Here is a 16,574-nt window from a genome sequence, read left to right as displayed (position 1 = left end):
GGATATACCAAAAAACCTTGATATAGAAATTGATTTTAAACAAATAAATGATACTAAGGGAGATTGGAAGTTCAGTTTCCATGTATCTAAAGAAAAAATTTCTAAAGACACTAAGAATTATAGTCCTAATAAAGAACTGAAAATACGAAATACCAGCGGTGAAGAAGTAACACTAACCTTTGAAAAAGTAAGTTTTTCTCCAATCTCAACAGCTATTTGCATAAAAGCAAATAATGAATTTGAATATAGTAATTTAGTGTTTAAAGATGAAAATGGTAATGTTATTGCCCCTAGAGGCTCAAGTTTAAATGCTCATAATGGTGTATTGGGATATAAAGGTACAGCGCTGTATAAGTTTGAACCTATGATTGAAATACCTAATAAGATTTTAGTTCAGTATAAGAATGGGGATTCAACTAAAGCTAATGAAATAGAATTAAATTTAAATAAATAACTTGTAGATTGGTTTTTACTTTTACATTAACTTTTTTTAGTTTTTGAAATCAAAAGTTTTATAAAGGCTACACATTCTCATTTTTGGTGACAGTGTGTAGCTTTTCTACATCTAATGAGTTAAATTGATTATTTAGTATGTGCTTATTATATGATTTACCATACATTATAATAAGCAAAATTGATTTTAAAAAATTAACTAATAAAACACTATATATTCCCATGTTTATCAAGGATGAAAAGAGGTATATTAATAAAATAGATATTATATTCACGAAAAAAGAAGTATAAAGAACTTTACTAGCTTTTCCAATAGTCTGAAGTGCATATCGGTAAATAGTTTCAAATGCATTTAGTAGATATGCAATAAAAGTCCAAAATATAGTATACTTAACTGATCTTATTAGTTCTATATTAGTAGTATATATGTAGCCTACTTTTGATCTATTAAATACAAAAATTAAAAATATAATTATATAAAATATTTCTGACAATATTATAGAATTGATTGGTAAAGATCTTAAGGATTTTAATGACTTCTTACCCATTGCTTCACTTAAACATGTTAACAATGCTGTTCCATACATATACATGGCCATAGTTGATATTCCAACCAATTGCATTAATATATTATATGTTCCTAAAATCAATGGACCCATTCTAGAAAGTATAGCAGTTACTAGTATTCCAAAGATACTTCCTTCCAGAATCTCTTGACCCATAAAAGGTATCATAGTACGTAAATTATAGAGCATGCCTTTTATTATTAATTCAGGTTTTGTAAAATCGTATTTTATGTAGCCTCTGGATAAAATTACATAGATCATTAAATTGGTACATATAGAAATAGCACTACCTATTGCAGCTCCTAAGGTGTCTAATTTAGGAAATCCAAATTTTCCGAAAATCAATAGATAATCTAACGCTACATTCAATGTTGCACAAAGTATGGAAGAATACATAATCTTTGTAGTCTTTTTTTCTATCTTAAAAATAGCTCCATAAGTAAACATCAAAAGTTGTACTGGTATAGATATAACCATAATCCTCAGATAAGTCCATGCTTCATCTAAAGTTAGTCCACTGATTCCATAAATTAATCTTAATATATCTTTACCAGATATAAAAAATATTAAGACTAATGGAAAGGAAATAAACAATGATAAAATAAATCCTTCTATGAATTGACTGTAATATTCATTGTCATTACCCTCGGCCTTTGCTTTAGTACCTTTTATATTAAAAACTATTCCAGCGTATCCAACAATCCCAATTAGTATAGACAACATTGAGGATACTATTCCAATTCCATTGAAAGCCTCAATACTAATTCTCCCAATATGTGCCTGATCTCCGATAGATATAAGCATTGAACCAATTTGCTGAACTAGCAATGGTATGGCTATAATGCTTAACTGACGAAATTCCTTGAGATTTTCATTAATATTCATTTTCTCAGTTCTCCTAAAAGGTCTGACTTTATTAAAGAGTGAGATTTTATTTATATATATGTTATAATAAAATTTATATATTTGTAAATGATACTGTGATTGTAACTATTACATACTTATAAATTCACATTATTACTATTATACATACCTATGTTTGAATAATTGATTTTAATTCCCTTTTGTAATATATAATATTTTTATAAGGTCAATATATATCTTCTATTCTGTATAACTGTTTTTTTATAAGTACCTACATCAGAATAGTTTAACTCTCTAAATCTCCATACATAGATGAGATTGTCTTAGAAGTAAAACAGTAATATAACGATAAAATGGAGGAAGCTATAAATGAAAATTGAACAACTTGAAATATTCATATCAAACTTTGAAGAAACAGTAGCTTTTTATAAAGATGTAATGCAGTTTGAAATTTTATCGCTAACAAACGGCACTGCTTCCTTTCAAACCGGTGAAAGTACCTTTACCCTTCATAAAGATGAAGAGTATAATCATTTCTATCATTTTGCCTTCAATATTAATACTGATACTTTTAAAGAGGCAAAAAACTGGGTACAGGCTAGAACAGTTTTATCAAAGGAAGCGGATGAGGATGAAGCTGAGTTTGAAGATGCAGGAGCTATGGCCTTTTACTTTGAAGATCCTGCGGGAAACATTGTGGAATTCATCGCCAGAGAAACCTCTCCTAATGCTTCAGAATCCGGTTTTTCTCCTGAAAATGTATTAGGAGTGAGCGAAATAGGGGTTACAGTAAAGGACATGAAGAGAGAGGCTGAAAGGCTCATAGATATGGGGATTTTGCCAAGAAATAATGAACCTATTAATTATGATAAGTATTTAAATTTTATGGGTGAATATGAAGATGGAGTATATATCATCTTGGCACCCCTGGGCAGAAGATGGATATTCTCTGATAAAAAAGGGGTTGAGGCTCCTGTGATTATAAAAACTAATAAAGGAACTCTGGAGTTTCATAATCATAGTAAATAAACTCTTATTGCTAGGTATGAACTTAAATATTTGAGCTTTTTATATTAGATAATACATAAATAAAAACAGGGAACGGAATAATCTGCTCCCTATTTTTAATGTTAATCAAATAAACTTAACTGTTCCTCAAACTTCTTTTCATTAAAGGTATACAGATATTCAAATATTTGCTTATTGTCGTGCACAATTCCATGTTGAGTACATTTTTCATTGAACAATTTCATTAAACTCTTATTATTAGGGCTGCTTAGCATATATTGATTGCCATAAGTCTTCACATATTTTTCCTTCATTCCAGGAAATAGGTTATCTAAATTTTGATAAAAGTATTCTCTGTTTCCGTCTCGGAGTGTCAGCCCCATTCCGAAACAAATCACGCCATAAACCTGGGCTTCTATGCAATAATCTAAAATACCAGAGATATTATCTTCCGTATCATTGATAAAGGGAAGGATAGGGCAGAGCCAGACAACAGTTGGTATACCGGCATCTCGCATTTTTTTTAGCACTTCAAAACGCTCTTTAGTAGAGCTCACATTCGGTTCAAGTTTTTTGCATAGGCCTTCGTCATAGGTAGTCAAGGTCATTTGAACTACGCATTTAGTTTTTTCATTTATCTTTTTCAACAGGTCTAAATCCCTTAAAATACGGTTTGATTTTGTTATAACAGTAAAGCCAAAACCATACTCATATATCAAGGATAATGATTTTCTCACATTTTCCATTTTTAACTCAAGGGGAATATAAGGGTCTGTCATAGACCCGGTACCTATCATACTTTTTTTTCTTTTGCGCCTAAGAGTATTTTCAAGTAATTCAATGGCATTTTCTTTCACTTCTATATCTTCAAAATCATGTATCATCTGGTAGCAGATGCTTCTTGAGTCGCAATAAATGCATCCATGAGTGCAGCCTCGGTATAAATTCATGCCATTTTTAGCAGATAAAATCCCTTTTGATTTAGTATAGTGCATTTTTATTTCCTTTCAGGCAATTCAACCTTCCTCTTAACTTTATCTCTCTCTTCAATATTAATTAAAATTATTTCATAGGGCTTTGTATCCCCTATAAGAGTTAATTCAGCGGTGTTACCCTTCCATTTTAAACTGTAATTATTCTTGCTTAAACTTGAGCCGTCATGAAACATCATAGTTTCAACTAAATAGTTTTTTAAAATGGAATTTTTCCTTTTATAATAGATACTTACTTTAAAGGGTCCTTTTAATAGAGGTTCTTTGTATTTTAACATTATTTTAAAGGATGAATCAGGAGAGCTAACTGTAGCCAATGTCTTTTCTGAGTTAAACAGTAGGAATGATATAAATATTAAGAGGGCTACAATAATAGAAATGATTTTTTTCATTTTTATGCTCCTACTCCATTATTTATTATATAAATGTGTTGTTTTTTATTATCTCATATAATGAGAATTTTCTAAATAAGAACTTCTTAATCTATATCCTTAAAAATTTTATTTGTATATAAAATTTTTAAGGCAACTAGTTGAAATCAAGGATAAGAGGACATAATTACATAAAAACTAGTATCAAATCCTCTTGACAATGTGTCTATATTGTATATACTGTATATATACAATATTTTATAAAAGGTGATGAATGTGAATATAATTATAAGCAATTCAAGCGGACAGCCCATTTACGATCAAATAAGTTCACAAATTAAAAATATGATAATTTCAGGAGAGTTAAATGAGGGGGATGCCCTTCCTTCCATGAGACTTCTTGCAAAGGAGCTTCGAATCAGCGTTATAACCACAAAGCGTGCCTATGAAGAATTGGAGCGTGATGGCTTTATAGTTTCCATTACAGGTAAAGGAAGCTTTGTTGCCAGCAAGAACATAGATTTTATTAAGGAAGAGCAGCTGAAAAATATAGAGGAGCATATGCAGAAAATAGTTGAAGCAGCTGAGATATGCGGGCTAAACTTTGAGGATTTAACTCAGATGCTGGAGCTTATTTATAAGGGGGAATAAAAATGACAAATGCATTAGAAATAAGAAATTTAACTAAAAATTTCGATGAATTTACTTTGGATAATATTAATATTACTCTGCCTTCCGGATGCATTATGGGATTTATAGGTGAAAATGGTGCTGGAAAAAGCACCACTATTAAGCTGGTTTTAGATATGATACACAGAGACAGTGGCGAAGCTATGGTTCTTGGGCAGGATTTAAAAAATGCAGATAAAAGGGTAAAGGAAAACATTGGGGTTGTACTGGATGAATGCTGTTTTCCTGAAAACCTTAATTTAAAGGAAATAAATAAAGTTATGAAGAGTATATATAAAACCTGGAATGAAAAGACCTTTTATAAATATGCGGAAAAATTTTCTCTTTCTCATAAGAAAAACCTTAAGGATTATTCAAGAGGAATGAAAATGAAGCTTTCTATAGCTGTGAGCCTTTCCCATGACACTAAAATACTGATATTAGATGAGGCTACCAGTGGTCTTGATCCGGTGATAAGAGATGAAATATTAGATGTGTTTATGGACTTTATTCAGGATGAGGAGCATTCTATATTTATTTCCTCGCATATAATAAGCGATCTTGAAAAGATATGTGATTATATTACCTTTATCCATAAAGGGAGAATTTTATTCAGTGAGAGCAAAGATGATCTGCTTGAAAAGTATGGAATATTAAAATCTTCTAAGGCTGAGTTTGAATCTGTTGATAAATCTATTGTTAAAGGTTTTAGACAAAACAGTTTTGGAGTGGAAGCTTTAGTTTTAAAAAATAAAGTAAGACCTGACCTGCTTATTGAACGTGCTTCCATTGAGGATATTATGCTGTATCACATAAAGGAGGGACAATAATGAAAGGCTTAATATTAAAGGATTTTATGACTATTAAAAAACAGTTAAAACTATATGCTGTGTTTATCATATTTTTTGCTTTTACCTCCATATTCAGCGGTGACACTTCCTTTTTAGGAGGAATTCTGTGTATATATTGTGCTATGATTCCCGTTAATACTTTATCTTATGATGAAATGGCAAAATGGGATAAGTATGCATTATCTATGCCTATCACAAGAAGAGATATAATATTAAGTAAATACATTATTGGCTTAATAGGTATAAGCATAGGATTGCTGATTATGACAGTGTTTAATCTATTTTTACCTGTAAAAGAAGGAAACAGCTTTTTTATTTCATTGATATTTTTTGGTTTAAGCATAATATTTTTATCTGTTTTGCTTCCGGTTATCTTTAAGTTTGGCGTTGAAAAGGGGAGAATGGCTATGATGCTTACTTTGTTCTTACCTACTATATTAATAATGCTTGCATCTAAGCTAAATCTTCCTGTACCAAGCGCCGAAACTATAAAAATAGCTGCTTATTTTTCACCGGTAATTATTATTTTGATTTTATTAGTTTCAATGATCATTTCATTAAGGATATACACAAAAAAAGAACTATAACAGGGACTATTGCCTTGAAATTTTAATTTAAACAGATTAAAGGAACAACAGATATATAACTTTGTTGTTCCTTTTTTAAGTTTATATTATTTTTTACAGTATTTCATATTTATGGTATTATTATATCACTTTTAATTACAAATCAAACAAGAATAGTTTTTCGAGAGAATATTATTTAAAATGAACTTTATGCTGAGAGGTATTATTGTATGATGATTGAAGTAGAGAACTTAAGTAAGACCTACATATCTTCCAGGGATAAAAGTGAAGCCTTGAAGGATATTAGATTTCAGTCTACTGAGGGAGAAATTTTAGGAGTTTTAGGTCCAAACGGAGCAGGAAAATCCACGTTGATAAAGGTTCTTTCTACGGTTTTAACCCGGGATAAAGGAAGAATTGTAATGGATGGCTGCTCCATTGATGACTCTTCAAAATACAGAGAAAAGTTTACTGTAACCATGCAAAGCAGCAGCTTAGAATTATGGCTTACGGTAGAAGATAATTTGAAGATATATGGAAAATTCTTTGGACTGAACAAAAAGCTTTTAACACAAAGGATAGATGAAGTGATAGAAATATTTGAGCTATCTGAATATAAAAGAAAAAGAGCGGCAGAATTAAGTGGAGGCTATAAGAAAAGGCTTCAGCTTGCAAAGAACTTTTTAGTAGATACACCGGTTATGATGCTGGATGAACCTACTGTAGGACTTGATCCTAATGCAAAGAATAATGTTATTCAATTACTAAGGAAAAAATCTCTTGAAGGAAAAACTATAATCTTTACAACACAGGTAATAGCGGAAGCGGAGGAATTATGCAGCAAAGTGATGATTTTAAACAAAGGAAGCATGGCAGTAGCGGATAATCTTACAGGGCTGAAAAATAAATTTAATCATAAAAAGCGGATAGCATTTAAATTCAATGACATAAAGGATCAAATTTTCAATGAAGCTAAATTCATATGCAGTATAAGAGGAAGAGGAAATCCTGATAAATACGAAGATGGAATATTATTTGACTTATCCTTGGAAAATGAGTTGGACAAGGTGTTGATATATGAGCTTATTGATAAACTAAGACCAGAGAGTATAAATACTAAAGCACCAACCCTGGAAGAAATATTTATAGAAATAGTAGGAGGAAAGTAAAATGAAGGGTATAACTGCTTCCTTTTACAGAGAATATAAAATACGAATATCCTCTCCAAGAATCTTTGTTGAAAATATTGCAAATCCGATTTTTATATTATTGATCTTTGGATTAACTTTAGGAAATACTATGGGAACTATGACTAGCTATACTGAAAAAAATATATCATATATTAATTTTTTTGTTATAGGAGCTATAAACATAAGCCTTATATCCAATGCTTTAGTAGCTGCAACAAAAATGTTTTTAGATAAATACATAGGTCTTTACGAAGAGTTTCTGTCCTATCCTGTTAAAAGAAGTGATATTTTACTTGGAAAGCTGGCTTTTAATCTTTTATTATCCCTAATCCAATCCATTATAATGATGTCTTTTGTTCAGATAATAACAGGATTTAGTGGATTAAATTTTTATAAGAGCATCTTACTGTTGCTTCTGTCCGTAATAGGCAGCAGCACATGGTTTTTCTCCATGATGATTATGGCAATTAAGCTAAAAACGCAAGACGCCTTTAACACCATGTACTTTTTAATTATGACGCCTATTATTTTTACAAGCTCTATTTATTATCCTATAAATAAAATGCCCTACCTTCTAAGAATCCCTGCATATATAAACCCTTTATCCTGGCTTACGGATATAGGAAGATATATTTATATAGGTATGCCCACAGAGTTTTTAATATTTAAAGTCATAGGAATAATAGCTATTTTGATTATTTCCTCTATATTATCTATTAGGCTGTTTAATAAGGCATAACTGTCATATTTTTCGGTACAAGCTTAAGCTTTGTCCTTTTTTAGTGATTTTTTTATAAGAAATACAATTAGATCTAATAAGGAAATTCCGAAGGAGATTGCAAATGCTTGAAGTGCGCTTATGGAGAAAAAACTGCTTATCTTAGGAAGGATAAAAAGTATTAATAGTTGTCCGATAAATCTAATAAAAACCTCCGAGATGCTATTACTCACGATACTCCTCCTCACTTTATTATGTTTAAATTATTAATCATTAATAAAAATTTACATTAAAATTCCATTAATAAAAATATTATATATTGCTTATATAGTGAGAATTCATTGGTATTCACACATAACTTTTATATAAAAGGATAAGATAATTATATAAAGGAGGTATGAACTATGCCATGCGGATGCGGATGTGGAAGTGAAAATAAGGGAAACTTTAAACTAGCAAACATAAATGAAAATGATAATAAGAAATTAAAGGATTTAGAAGAGAAATTTAAAACGGAAACCGGCAAGGATATGGTTTTAATCGCCTGGGAAAAGCAAGGATAATATTTAAAAGCCTTGGCTTCTTATATTGAGGAAGCTGAGGCTTTTATAATTTATTAAATAGGATGTGTTCTTATAAATTATGGTATAATTATTTTTGGAAAATATAGTAAGTAAAAGATTGTAAATATAAAAGGAGCTGGTCATTATGACAGATAATATATTTAAAAATCACTATTTAAATAATAGGGGATTTAAAAATAGTTTCCCAAAAATAATGGAGGAATTTTGTGAAGAAAGAGTTATTTTTAAAGAGGATTGATGAAAAATATCAAGGTAAGGGATACGGAACTGCAGCGATAGAATTATGAATTGATTATATAAAAACAAAAACTTTCGGAGCATCAAAGGATGTTATATTAATTTATAATATAAATAATGCTGCTGCAATTAATATTTATGAAAAATTAGGTTTTATAGCTACAGGGGATATGGACGAAGATGAGCTGGTTATGAAATTAGTAATACAGGAAAAATTAATTCATTAATCACATATTTTTAAAGTTTCCTTAATATAATTCTTATGATGAATAATTATATTAAGAGGGGCAATAGTGCTGACCAATATTGAATTTATACAACAATCACTGGAATTACATCTGTTTTTTGCAAGGATTATGAAAGAACATTCCTTTTTCTTAGAAATAGGATTTACTCCTAAAAACATAAATTTTATAAGGCAATGTGATTATATCAGAAGAGAGTTTGACATGTTTTTAGCAGATGTTATATCCATTTCTAATGGAGTTATTAGTCCTGATGTATTAAAATCCGGAGAAGCTGTAACACCGTATACATTAAAAGCTGAAATGGCTTCTTCGTATTTCACCGGCATAACAATACCAATAGAATTAACTGAATCAGAACTTGGTTTAAAGGGAAATGATATGCCTGTATATAATTCTGTTTTAGAAGAACGGGTATGTATACTCAATGAAAGAGGAATGACACTGACTAAAGCCTTGGCTAATCTTAAAAGTACAATATTATCCGATGTTATATCTTGTAAGATGTTTACAGCTAATTATCCACTGCTCATTGATCATATTCTAAGAGAGGCAAAATTATATTATAATACCATACAAAAAATTCAAAATAGAGAAAAAGTTAATCTTGCAAAGGAAGCAAACGAACAAGAAATTTTCTGGAATAGAATTATGGCAGAGCATTCAAAGTTTATCCGTGGGTTACTTGATCCTACTGAAAATGAGCTCATAAATACAGCAAATAATTTTGGTAAGGAATTTGATGAACTAACAAAAGAGGCAAAAGAGGCCATGGATAAGAGTGTTTCGATTTCAAAGGTTACAGAAGACAGCTTAAAAGCGGTGAAGGATATTAAAAAATTTAAAGAGCAAGGAACTAAAGGTCTAATAGATTGCAAAATAAAATCTATAATAATACCTTTATTAGGAGATCATACTTTGAGAGAGGCAAATCACTTTCTAAGATTATTAAATATATTTGAGAATGTGATTAATAAATAAAAGTTTTGGCTTAGTGCCAATTAATTAAAATGTCATGAGCTTGTTTTAACGGATTCATGACATTTTTTTGTGTATAAATTATTAAGAAAAACATATTAATAAGTGGTTTTTATGAAAAATATTAGATAGTTAAACGATTATTGAATTATATGGTAAAATATTTATCATAGGTGTAACTGGACAGGTTAAATATATTCATAAGGAGAAAGAAATGATAAATAATGAAAAAATTGAGTTTTCAGTAAAAGCATTAATTGTTAAGGAGGGGAAATTTTTAGCTCTGCACAGAAGTACAGAAATAAGCACTCTTAATGAATTGCCTGGGGGAAGGCTGGAGTTTGGAGAAACAGCAGAGCAGACGGTAGTGAAAAAGGTTTTAGAAGAAACCAATTTTTCTGTAGAGCCCATAAAGCTTATTGATACTTGGAATTTTATCAAAGAAAAACATCAGATAACCGGAATTATATACCTCTGCAAGATTAAGCAGGGAAGATTTATGCTTTCCTATGAACATAACAACTATGAATGGCTGGAGTTAAATGAGGAAAGTGTTAGCAGAATGACTTTTCCATTTAAAGAACGTATGAAAAATTGGGATATGAAGAGTATAATGGAAAGCTCTCTGTAAAGTATATACTATGGATATTACATAAAGAGTATTTCTGTTTCTATAATTATATTGTTAATAAACAGTAAATTAATTTTTTATGCTTCTAAAAATTACAGTTATATAGGGGTATCCATAAATTGGATAAAAATATGGTTATTAATAAATTATATATATTTTTTATATCTAACTATAAAAATTACTGAGCCAAAATGAAGACATTAGTAATACTGCATTTTATGCAGTCATTATATATGAATTATTATAAGAAAATAATTATAAACAAATTATAACAATGGTTGAAGAGCTGTTGAAAAGGCAGTGTTTAGGGGATAAAATCTATGTAAGTTATTAATAAATATCATATATATAATTGTTTAAGGAGCTGAGTTTCATGGAAAATATAAAATACGAAGTTACTACAGAAAAATCCTTCGAAGAAGCAGTAGAGAGCGTTATTAAAAGCCTGAAGGACCAAAAATTCGGTGTGCTTTGGCAGGTTAATTTTAAAGACAAGCTGCAGGAAAAAGGAGTGGACTTTAATAAAAACTTCATGGTACTGGAAGTTTGTAATCCTCATAAGGCAAAGGAAGTTTTAGAAAAACACCTTGATGTGGGATATTTCCTTCCCTGCAAAGTAGTGGTTTATGAAGATAGCAATTCTGTAAAAATAGGAATGTTGAGCCCTGAAAAGCTCATTGGACTTCTTGGCTATGAAGATTTAAATGAAACAGCAAAGGAAGTACAAAAAACCATAGCCTCAGCTATTGATAATGCTAAATAAATAAAATACTTAAAGTCCGTCTGCAGTGAAGTGAACCCCTTTTGTTAGGCAAAAACCGTCTAATGAAAGGGGTTCACTTCAAGTACTGGGCAGATTTTTTGATGCTCTTCCTTTTGAAAGTATATTTTTATAAATGAATTTTAAGGTATAATCATTAATAAGTTTATAATAATTGAAAAAAATGAAATTACCTGTTATTATAACCTATAAAAGCAGGTAAAAATTGACTATAATTTTTGACAGATTAATGAGTAACAGTCATAAGTAATTATAATTTATAAATATATAATTATTCGTTCAGGAGGTTAAGTTATGTTATTAGGAGCAGTGGAAGCTGGAGGAACAAAATTTGTATGTGCTGTGGGTAATGAAAATGGTGAGGTTTTGGAAAGGATTAGAATAGACACCACCACTCCGGAAGAAACCTTAAGCAAGGTGTTTGAGTTTTTTAAAGAGAGGGAGGTAGAAGCCATTGGACTTGGATTTTTTGGTCCATTGGATTTAAACGAAAAATCTGAAACCTATGGATATATAACCACTACCCCAAAAGAAGCCTGGAGAAATTATGATGTGCTGGGAGCTTTTAAAGATAATTTTCAGCTTCCTGTAGTGCTGGATACCGATGTAAATGCAGCTTGTATGGGTGAGGCTGTGTGGGGAGCGGCAAAAGGATTGAAAAACTGCCTTTATCTTACCATAGGCACCGGAGTAGGTGGAGGAGCTATGGTGGATGGGAACTTGGTCCATGGAATGCTTCATCCTGAAATGGGGCATATCCTTCTAAGACGTCATAGTGATGATGATTTTCAAGGGATATGTCCATGGCATAAGGATTGCTTAGAGGGAATGGTTTCCGGACCGGCTTTGATAAAAAGGATAAAGGGTAAAGATGTAATGGAGCTTAAGGAAGAGGACGAGGTTTGGGAATTTTACGCTTATTATCTGGCTCAGGCCCTTGTGAATTATATTCTGATATTATCACCGGAAAAGATAATTTTAGGCGGAGGTGTAATGAAGCAGGAGCATCTGCTTAAAAAGATTCAATTTAAAGTAAAGGAACTGCTGGCAGATTACGTGGCTCATGACAATGTTAAAGATGGTATTGAAGGTTATATAGTCCTTCCTGGACTTGGAGATAATGCGGGAATCTCAGGAGGATTAGCTCTTGCAAAAAAAGCTCTTTTAAATAAATAGAGATTAGTTTTTATATTGACAATGAGAAATTTATTATGCTATTATAGAAAAAATACCTTTAATCCGGTTCAGAGAAACCAGAAAGGGAAGCAGAATTAAGCATTTTATCTTATTATTTACGCAGGATAACTATGCCTTCCCTTAGGGAAGGCATTTTTTATGCAATAAAATCAGCACCTTTAAGTTTAGTACAGAGATACTAAGAAGGAGGAATTATTATGTTAAAAGGAAGACATCTTATCGACCCAATGGATTTTACAGTAGAGGAATTTGACGAAATCTTTAAACTGGCAGATGAAATAATAGAAAACCCTGAAGCATTTTCTGAAGTTTGCAGGGGTAAGCTTCTTGCCACACTTTTCTACGAACCAAGCACAAGAACGAGATTCAGCTTTGAAGCAGCTATGCTGAGATTGGGGGGAAAGGTTATAGGCTTTTCAGAACCTAACTCAAGCTCCACCGCTAAGGGTGAAAGCATAGCAGATACTATAAGAACTGTTGGCTGCTATACAGATATAGCTGTAATGAGGCATCCAAAGGAAGGAGCACCAAAGGTAGCTTCTATATACTCTCCAATTCCTGTTATCAATGCTGGTGACGGAGGACATCAACACCCTACCCAGACCTTAACAGATCTATTAACCATACGTTCCTTAAGAGGAAATCTTTCAAATCTAACCATAGGCTTATGCGGGGATTTAAAGTTCGGAAGAACGGTACATTCCTTGATTAAGGCTATGTCAAGATATGAAAATAACAAGTTTATTCTCATATCTCCTAAAGAATTAAAAGCACCGGATTATATAATAAAAGAAGTATTGGAAAAAAATCATATTCCTTATAAAGAAGTGGAAAAAATAGAGGATGCTGTTGGAGAGCTGGATATCCTTTATATGACAAGGGTTCAGAGAGAAAGGTTCTTTAATGAAGAGGACTATATAAGATTAAAGGACAGCTTCATATTAAATGGAGAAAAAATGAAGCAGGCAAAGAAGGATATGATGGTTTTACATCCTCTCCCAAGAGTTAATGAAATAGCTTATGAAGTTGATAAGGATGAAAGAGCCTTTTACTTTACACAGGCTAAGTACGGAATGTACGTGAGAATGGCTTTAATAGCTAAACTTTTGGGGGTGAGATAATGCTTAGTATAAACAGTATTAAAAACGGTATAGTAATAGATCATATAAAGGCAGGTCTCGGTATTAAGATATTTAATTATCTGGGGCTTGATTCTGTGGATTTCAGGGTTGCGCTGCTTATGAATGTGGAAAGCAGCAAGCTTGAGAAAAAAGATATCATAAAAATAGAAAATTCTTTAGACATTGATTATACAGTGTTGGGATTCATAGACCCCAACATAACCATAGATATTGTAGAGAATGAAGTGATAACAAGAAAGACTAAGTTAAACCTTCCGGAAAAGGTGACAGATATTATTAAATGCAAAAATCCAAGGTGTGTTACATCCCAAGAGGCACATCTGCCTCATGTGTTTTATCTGTCAGACCAGTGTACAGGAGAATATAGATGCGAGTACTGCGATAATGCTTACACAGCTAAATAGAAATATAGTTAAAAGCTGAATCATATATGGCTTTATTTTCGCGGAAAAATAAGCTTTACACCGGATAATAGAATATTACGGAGGTGCCAACTAAAATGGATTTATTGATAAAAGCTGCAAGAGTTGTGGATTTCTCACAGGATTTTGTGGGAGATGTTTATATAGAAAATGGTATCATTTCAGAAATAGGAAGAGATCTTAAAAAGCAGTGCAGCATAATTGACGGAAGAGGAAAAATTTTAATACCTTCTTTTATAGATACTCACTGCCACTTTAGAGATCCGGGTTTCACCTATAAGGAGGATATATATACCGGAAGCAGGGCTGCAGTAAGAGGGGGATATACCGGGGTTAACTTAATGGCAAATACAAATCCCGTATGCAGCACTATAGAAACTGTGGACTATGTTTTAAATAAAGGGAAAGAGGTTGGACTTATAGATATACATCAGTGCACTTCTATAACCCATGATTTTGACGGACAAAGTATAAATCACCTGGACAGATTATCCCCTAAGGTGAGGATAATCACTGAAGACGGAAAGGATGTAATGGATGTTAAGGTGATGATGGAGGCTATGTTTAAAGCAAAGAAAAAGGATATAACCGTGATGTGTCATTGTGAAGATCATGCATTATCTAATGAGGATATGAGACTTGCGGAAAATATGATGACCTGGAGAAATGTTACCTTGGCAGAGTATACCGGATGCAGAGCACATATAGCTCATGTAAGCACTAAGGAATCTATAGATTACTGTATAGAGGCAAAGAAAAAAGGACATAAGGTAACTTTAGAGGTTACACCGCATCATATAGCCCTTACAAGAGATAATATAGATTACAGAGTGAATCCTCCTATAAGAAATGAAGAAGACAGGCTCCATATAATAAAGGCCATACAGGAAGGTTATGTGGATGCCATAGGTACGGATCATGCACCTCATACCCCAGAGGATAAGAAAAAAGGGGCTCCGGGATTATCCGGCATTGAAACCTCTTTTTCAGTATGCTACACAGAGCTTGTTAAGAAAGGGTATATAGATTTGTGCAGGCTTTCAGAAATAATGTCTAAAAGGCCTGCAGAAATAGTTGGTTTCAATAAAGGACAGATTAAAATCGGATTTGACGGGGATTTAGTCCTTGTAGACTTGGACAGTGAATATAAGATAAATGCTGAAGAGTTTCATTCTAAAGGGAAGAATACTCCTTTCCATGACAGGTGGGTAAGCGGTAGAGTTATTACTACTATAAAGGCAGGTAAGATAGTGTTTCAGGAGGGCGAAGCGTAAAAATGATAATAGATAAATTGTTTCAAAGTGTGAAGGAAAAAGGACACGTTTGTGTAGGATTAGATACGGACATAAGTTATATTCCAAAGGAGTTTTTTAATAAATATTCCTGTGAAGAAGAGGCGCTTACAGCCTTTAATGAAAGGATTATAGATGCTACCTTTTCATTAGCTGCCTGCTATAAGGTACAGATTGCTTACTATGAAGCCTTAGGGTTAAGGGGAATGAACGCTTATAAGAAAACCTTAGATTATATAAGGAAAAAAGGCGGCATAATTATAGCGGATATTAAAAGAGGAGATATAGCAAAAACCGCTGAAATGTATGCTAAGGCTCATTTTGAAGGGGATTTTGAAAGCGACTTTATAACCTTGAATCCTTACATGGGACTAGACAGCATAGAGCCATATCTTACTTATGTAAAAGATAGGAACAAGGGACTCTTTGCCCTGGTAAGGACTTCAAACCCTGGAGCTGAGGATATTGAATATATTGAAGGTAAAAATGGCAAAAGAGTCTATGAAATCACCGGAGAAAAAATACATGAAATGGGAAGAAATTTTTTAGGAGAATGCGGCTACAGCTCCTTAGGTGGAGTAGTAGGATGTACCCATGTAGATGAAGGATTAAAGCTTAGAAAAAATTTACACAGCATGTTTTTCCTGATTCCCGGATACGGAGCACAGGGAGGAAAAGCTGAGGATGTAGCTCTCTATCTTAAAGATGGAAACGGAGGAGTGGTAAATTCCTCAAGAGGCATATTATTAGCCTACAGAAATCATGAAGACGGAGCTTTAAGGTTTGATGAGTATGCAGCAAAAGAAACTGTAAGGAT

Annotated in this window: 20 protein-coding genes; 16 read left to right on the top strand and 4 right to left on the bottom strand. The window is 32.1% G+C overall.

The genetic code is table 11. From position 1 onward, the window contains the following. On the top strand, positions 1–454 hold a 454-nt coding region (locus tag TA89_RS18595; RefSeq protein ID WP_040212894.1), incomplete at its 5' end, for a DUF5643 domain-containing protein. 67 nt (positions 455–521) lie between these two features. Here TA89_RS18595 and TA89_RS09520 read toward each other — a convergent pair. After that, on the bottom strand, positions 522–1,904 hold the full coding sequence (locus TA89_RS09520; protein ID WP_040212893.1) for an MATE family efflux transporter: 1,383 nt from the start codon (positions 1,902–1,904) through the stop codon (positions 522–524). Positions 1,905–2,252: 348 nt separating this feature from the next. On the opposite strand from TA89_RS09520, the gene TA89_RS09515 reads away from it, so the two are divergent. Then, positions 2,253–2,912, top strand: a complete 660-nt coding sequence (locus TA89_RS09515; protein WP_040212891.1) for a VOC family protein — start codon at positions 2,253–2,255, stop codon at positions 2,910–2,912. A 101-nt stretch (positions 2,913–3,013) separates the two neighbouring features. Here the strand turns inward: TA89_RS09515 and TA89_RS09510 are convergent, their stop codons facing one another. Beyond that, positions 3,014–3,886 carry an SPL family radical SAM protein gene (locus TA89_RS09510; RefSeq protein WP_040212890.1) on the bottom strand — a complete coding sequence of 291 codons (873 nt, stop codon included), beginning with the start codon at positions 3,884–3,886 and terminating at the stop codon, positions 3,014–3,016. A 2-nt stretch (positions 3,887–3,888) separates the two neighbouring features. Continuing rightward, positions 3,889–4,275: a hypothetical protein gene (locus TA89_RS09505; protein WP_040212888.1), complete on the bottom strand. Its 387-nt coding sequence runs from the start codon at positions 4,273–4,275 to the stop codon at positions 3,889–3,891. Positions 4,276–4,530: 255 nt separating this feature from the next. On the opposite strand from TA89_RS09505, the gene TA89_RS09500 reads away from it, so the two are divergent. From TA89_RS09500 to TA89_RS09480, 5 genes are all read left to right on the top strand, one after another. Then, positions 4,531–4,905 carry a GntR family transcriptional regulator gene (locus TA89_RS09500; RefSeq protein WP_040212886.1) on the top strand — a complete coding sequence of 125 codons (375 nt, stop codon included), beginning with the start codon at positions 4,531–4,533 and terminating at the stop codon, positions 4,903–4,905. Positions 4,906–4,907: 2 nt separating this feature from the next. Continuing rightward, positions 4,908–5,753 (top strand): ABC transporter ATP-binding protein, encoded by an 846-nt coding sequence (locus TA89_RS09495; RefSeq protein ID WP_040212885.1) that lies wholly within the window; start codon positions 4,908–4,910, stop codon positions 5,751–5,753. Beyond that, positions 5,753–6,361 (top strand): ABC-2 transporter permease, encoded by a 609-nt coding sequence (locus TA89_RS09490; protein ID WP_040212883.1) that lies wholly within the window; start codon positions 5,753–5,755, stop codon positions 6,359–6,361. The genes TA89_RS09495 and TA89_RS09490 overlap by 1 nt, the downstream gene beginning before the upstream one ends. 209 nt (positions 6,362–6,570) lie before the next feature. Further along, on the top strand, positions 6,571–7,509 hold the full coding sequence (locus tag TA89_RS09485; protein ID WP_040212880.1) for an ABC transporter ATP-binding protein: 939 nt from the start codon (positions 6,571–6,573) through the stop codon (positions 7,507–7,509). A gap of 1 nt (position 7,510) precedes the next feature. Then, positions 7,511–8,269 carry an ABC transporter permease gene (locus TA89_RS09480; RefSeq protein WP_040212878.1) on the top strand — a complete coding sequence of 253 codons (759 nt, stop codon included), beginning with the start codon at positions 7,511–7,513 and terminating at the stop codon, positions 8,267–8,269. A 23-nt stretch (positions 8,270–8,292) separates the two neighbouring features. Here TA89_RS09480 and TA89_RS09475 read toward each other — a convergent pair whose 3' ends face one another. Next, the gene (locus TA89_RS09475) at positions 8,293–8,481 is read right to left on the bottom strand and encodes a hypothetical protein (protein WP_040212876.1); all 189 of its coding nucleotides are present in this window, start codon (positions 8,479–8,481) and stop codon (positions 8,293–8,295) included. A 171-nt stretch (positions 8,482–8,652) separates the two neighbouring features. Between TA89_RS09475 and TA89_RS18270 the strand changes: the two genes are divergently transcribed. From TA89_RS18270 to pyrF, 9 genes are all read left to right on the top strand, one after another. Then, on the top strand, positions 8,653–8,811 hold the full coding sequence (locus tag TA89_RS18270) for a hypothetical protein (RefSeq protein ID WP_156120033.1): 159 nt from the start codon (positions 8,653–8,655) through the stop codon (positions 8,809–8,811). Positions 8,812–9,362: 551 nt separating this feature from the next. Then, on the top strand, positions 9,363–10,295 hold the full coding sequence (locus tag TA89_RS09470) for a DUF2935 domain-containing protein (RefSeq protein ID WP_040212873.1): 933 nt from the start codon (positions 9,363–9,365) through the stop codon (positions 10,293–10,295). Positions 10,296–10,506: 211 nt separating this feature from the next. After that, entirely contained in the window at positions 10,507–10,923 is a 417-nt protein-coding gene (locus TA89_RS09465; protein WP_040212872.1) for an NUDIX domain-containing protein, read from the top strand. Between the two features lie 373 nt (positions 10,924–11,296). Then, positions 11,297–11,686, top strand: a complete 390-nt coding sequence (locus TA89_RS09460) for a DUF302 domain-containing protein (RefSeq protein ID WP_040212868.1) — start codon at positions 11,297–11,299, stop codon at positions 11,684–11,686. A gap of 312 nt (positions 11,687–11,998) precedes the next feature. Continuing rightward, a complete protein-coding gene (locus TA89_RS09455) occupies positions 11,999–12,880 on the top strand; it encodes an ROK family protein (protein ID WP_040212867.1) in 882 nt (293 codons plus the stop codon). A gap of 218 nt (positions 12,881–13,098) precedes the next feature. After that, complete coding sequence (gene pyrB / locus TA89_RS09450; protein ID WP_040212865.1) at positions 13,099–14,022, top strand: aspartate carbamoyltransferase; 924 nt, start codon at positions 13,099–13,101, stop codon at positions 14,020–14,022. Beyond that, positions 14,022–14,447 (top strand): aspartate carbamoyltransferase regulatory subunit, encoded by a 426-nt coding sequence (locus TA89_RS09445; protein ID WP_040212863.1) that lies wholly within the window; start codon positions 14,022–14,024, stop codon positions 14,445–14,447. Before pyrB ends, TA89_RS09445 begins: the two co-directional genes overlap by 1 nt. A 95-nt stretch (positions 14,448–14,542) precedes the next feature. Further along, positions 14,543–15,739 (top strand): dihydroorotase, encoded by a 1,197-nt coding sequence (locus TA89_RS09440; RefSeq protein WP_040212862.1) that lies wholly within the window; start codon positions 14,543–14,545, stop codon positions 15,737–15,739. 2 nt (positions 15,740–15,741) lie between these two features. After that, the coding region (pyrF, locus tag TA89_RS09435; protein ID WP_040212860.1) for an orotidine-5'-phosphate decarboxylase at positions 15,742–16,574 on the top strand (833 nt) is incomplete at its 3' end.

Origin of the sequence: Clostridium polynesiense (assembly GCF_000820705.1) — a bacterium.
Lineage (GTDB): Bacteria > Bacillota > Clostridia > Clostridiales > Clostridiaceae > Clostridium_AA > Clostridium_AA polynesiense.
This window is presented reverse-complemented; position numbering and strand designations above follow the sequence as displayed.

Coding starts and splice junctions, on each gene's coding strand:
- TA89_RS09520 (WP_040212893.1), bottom strand. CDS start 1,904: ATGAATATTAATGAAAATCTCAAGGAATTTCGTCAGTTAAGCATTATA.
- TA89_RS09515 (WP_040212891.1), top strand. CDS start 2,253: ATGAAAATTGAACAACTTGAAATATTCATATCAAACTTTGAAGAAACA.
- TA89_RS09510 (WP_040212890.1), bottom strand. CDS start 3,886: ATGCACTATACTAAATCAAAAGGGATTTTATCTGCTAAAAATGGCATG.
- TA89_RS09505 (WP_040212888.1), bottom strand. CDS start 4,275: ATGAAAAAAATCATTTCTATTATTGTAGCCCTCTTAATATTTATATCA.
- TA89_RS09495 (WP_040212885.1), top strand. CDS start 4,908: ATGACAAATGCATTAGAAATAAGAAATTTAACTAAAAATTTCGATGAA.
- TA89_RS09490 (WP_040212883.1), top strand. CDS start 5,753: ATGAAAGGCTTAATATTAAAGGATTTTATGACTATTAAAAAACAGTTA.
- TA89_RS09485 (WP_040212880.1), top strand. CDS start 6,571: ATGATGATTGAAGTAGAGAACTTAAGTAAGACCTACATATCTTCCAGG.
- TA89_RS09480 (WP_040212878.1), top strand. CDS start 7,511: ATGAAGGGTATAACTGCTTCCTTTTACAGAGAATATAAAATACGAATA.
- TA89_RS18270 (WP_156120033.1), top strand. CDS start 8,653: ATGCCATGCGGATGCGGATGTGGAAGTGAAAATAAGGGAAACTTTAAA.
- TA89_RS09465 (WP_040212872.1), top strand. CDS start 10,507: ATGATAAATAATGAAAAAATTGAGTTTTCAGTAAAAGCATTAATTGTT.
- TA89_RS09460 (WP_040212868.1), top strand. CDS start 11,297: ATGGAAAATATAAAATACGAAGTTACTACAGAAAAATCCTTCGAAGAA.
- TA89_RS09455 (WP_040212867.1), top strand. CDS start 11,999: ATGTTATTAGGAGCAGTGGAAGCTGGAGGAACAAAATTTGTATGTGCT.
- pyrB (WP_040212865.1), top strand. CDS start 13,099: ATGTTAAAAGGAAGACATCTTATCGACCCAATGGATTTTACAGTAGAG.
- TA89_RS09445 (WP_040212863.1), top strand. CDS start 14,022: ATGCTTAGTATAAACAGTATTAAAAACGGTATAGTAATAGATCATATA.
- TA89_RS09440 (WP_040212862.1), top strand. CDS start 14,543: ATGGATTTATTGATAAAAGCTGCAAGAGTTGTGGATTTCTCACAGGAT.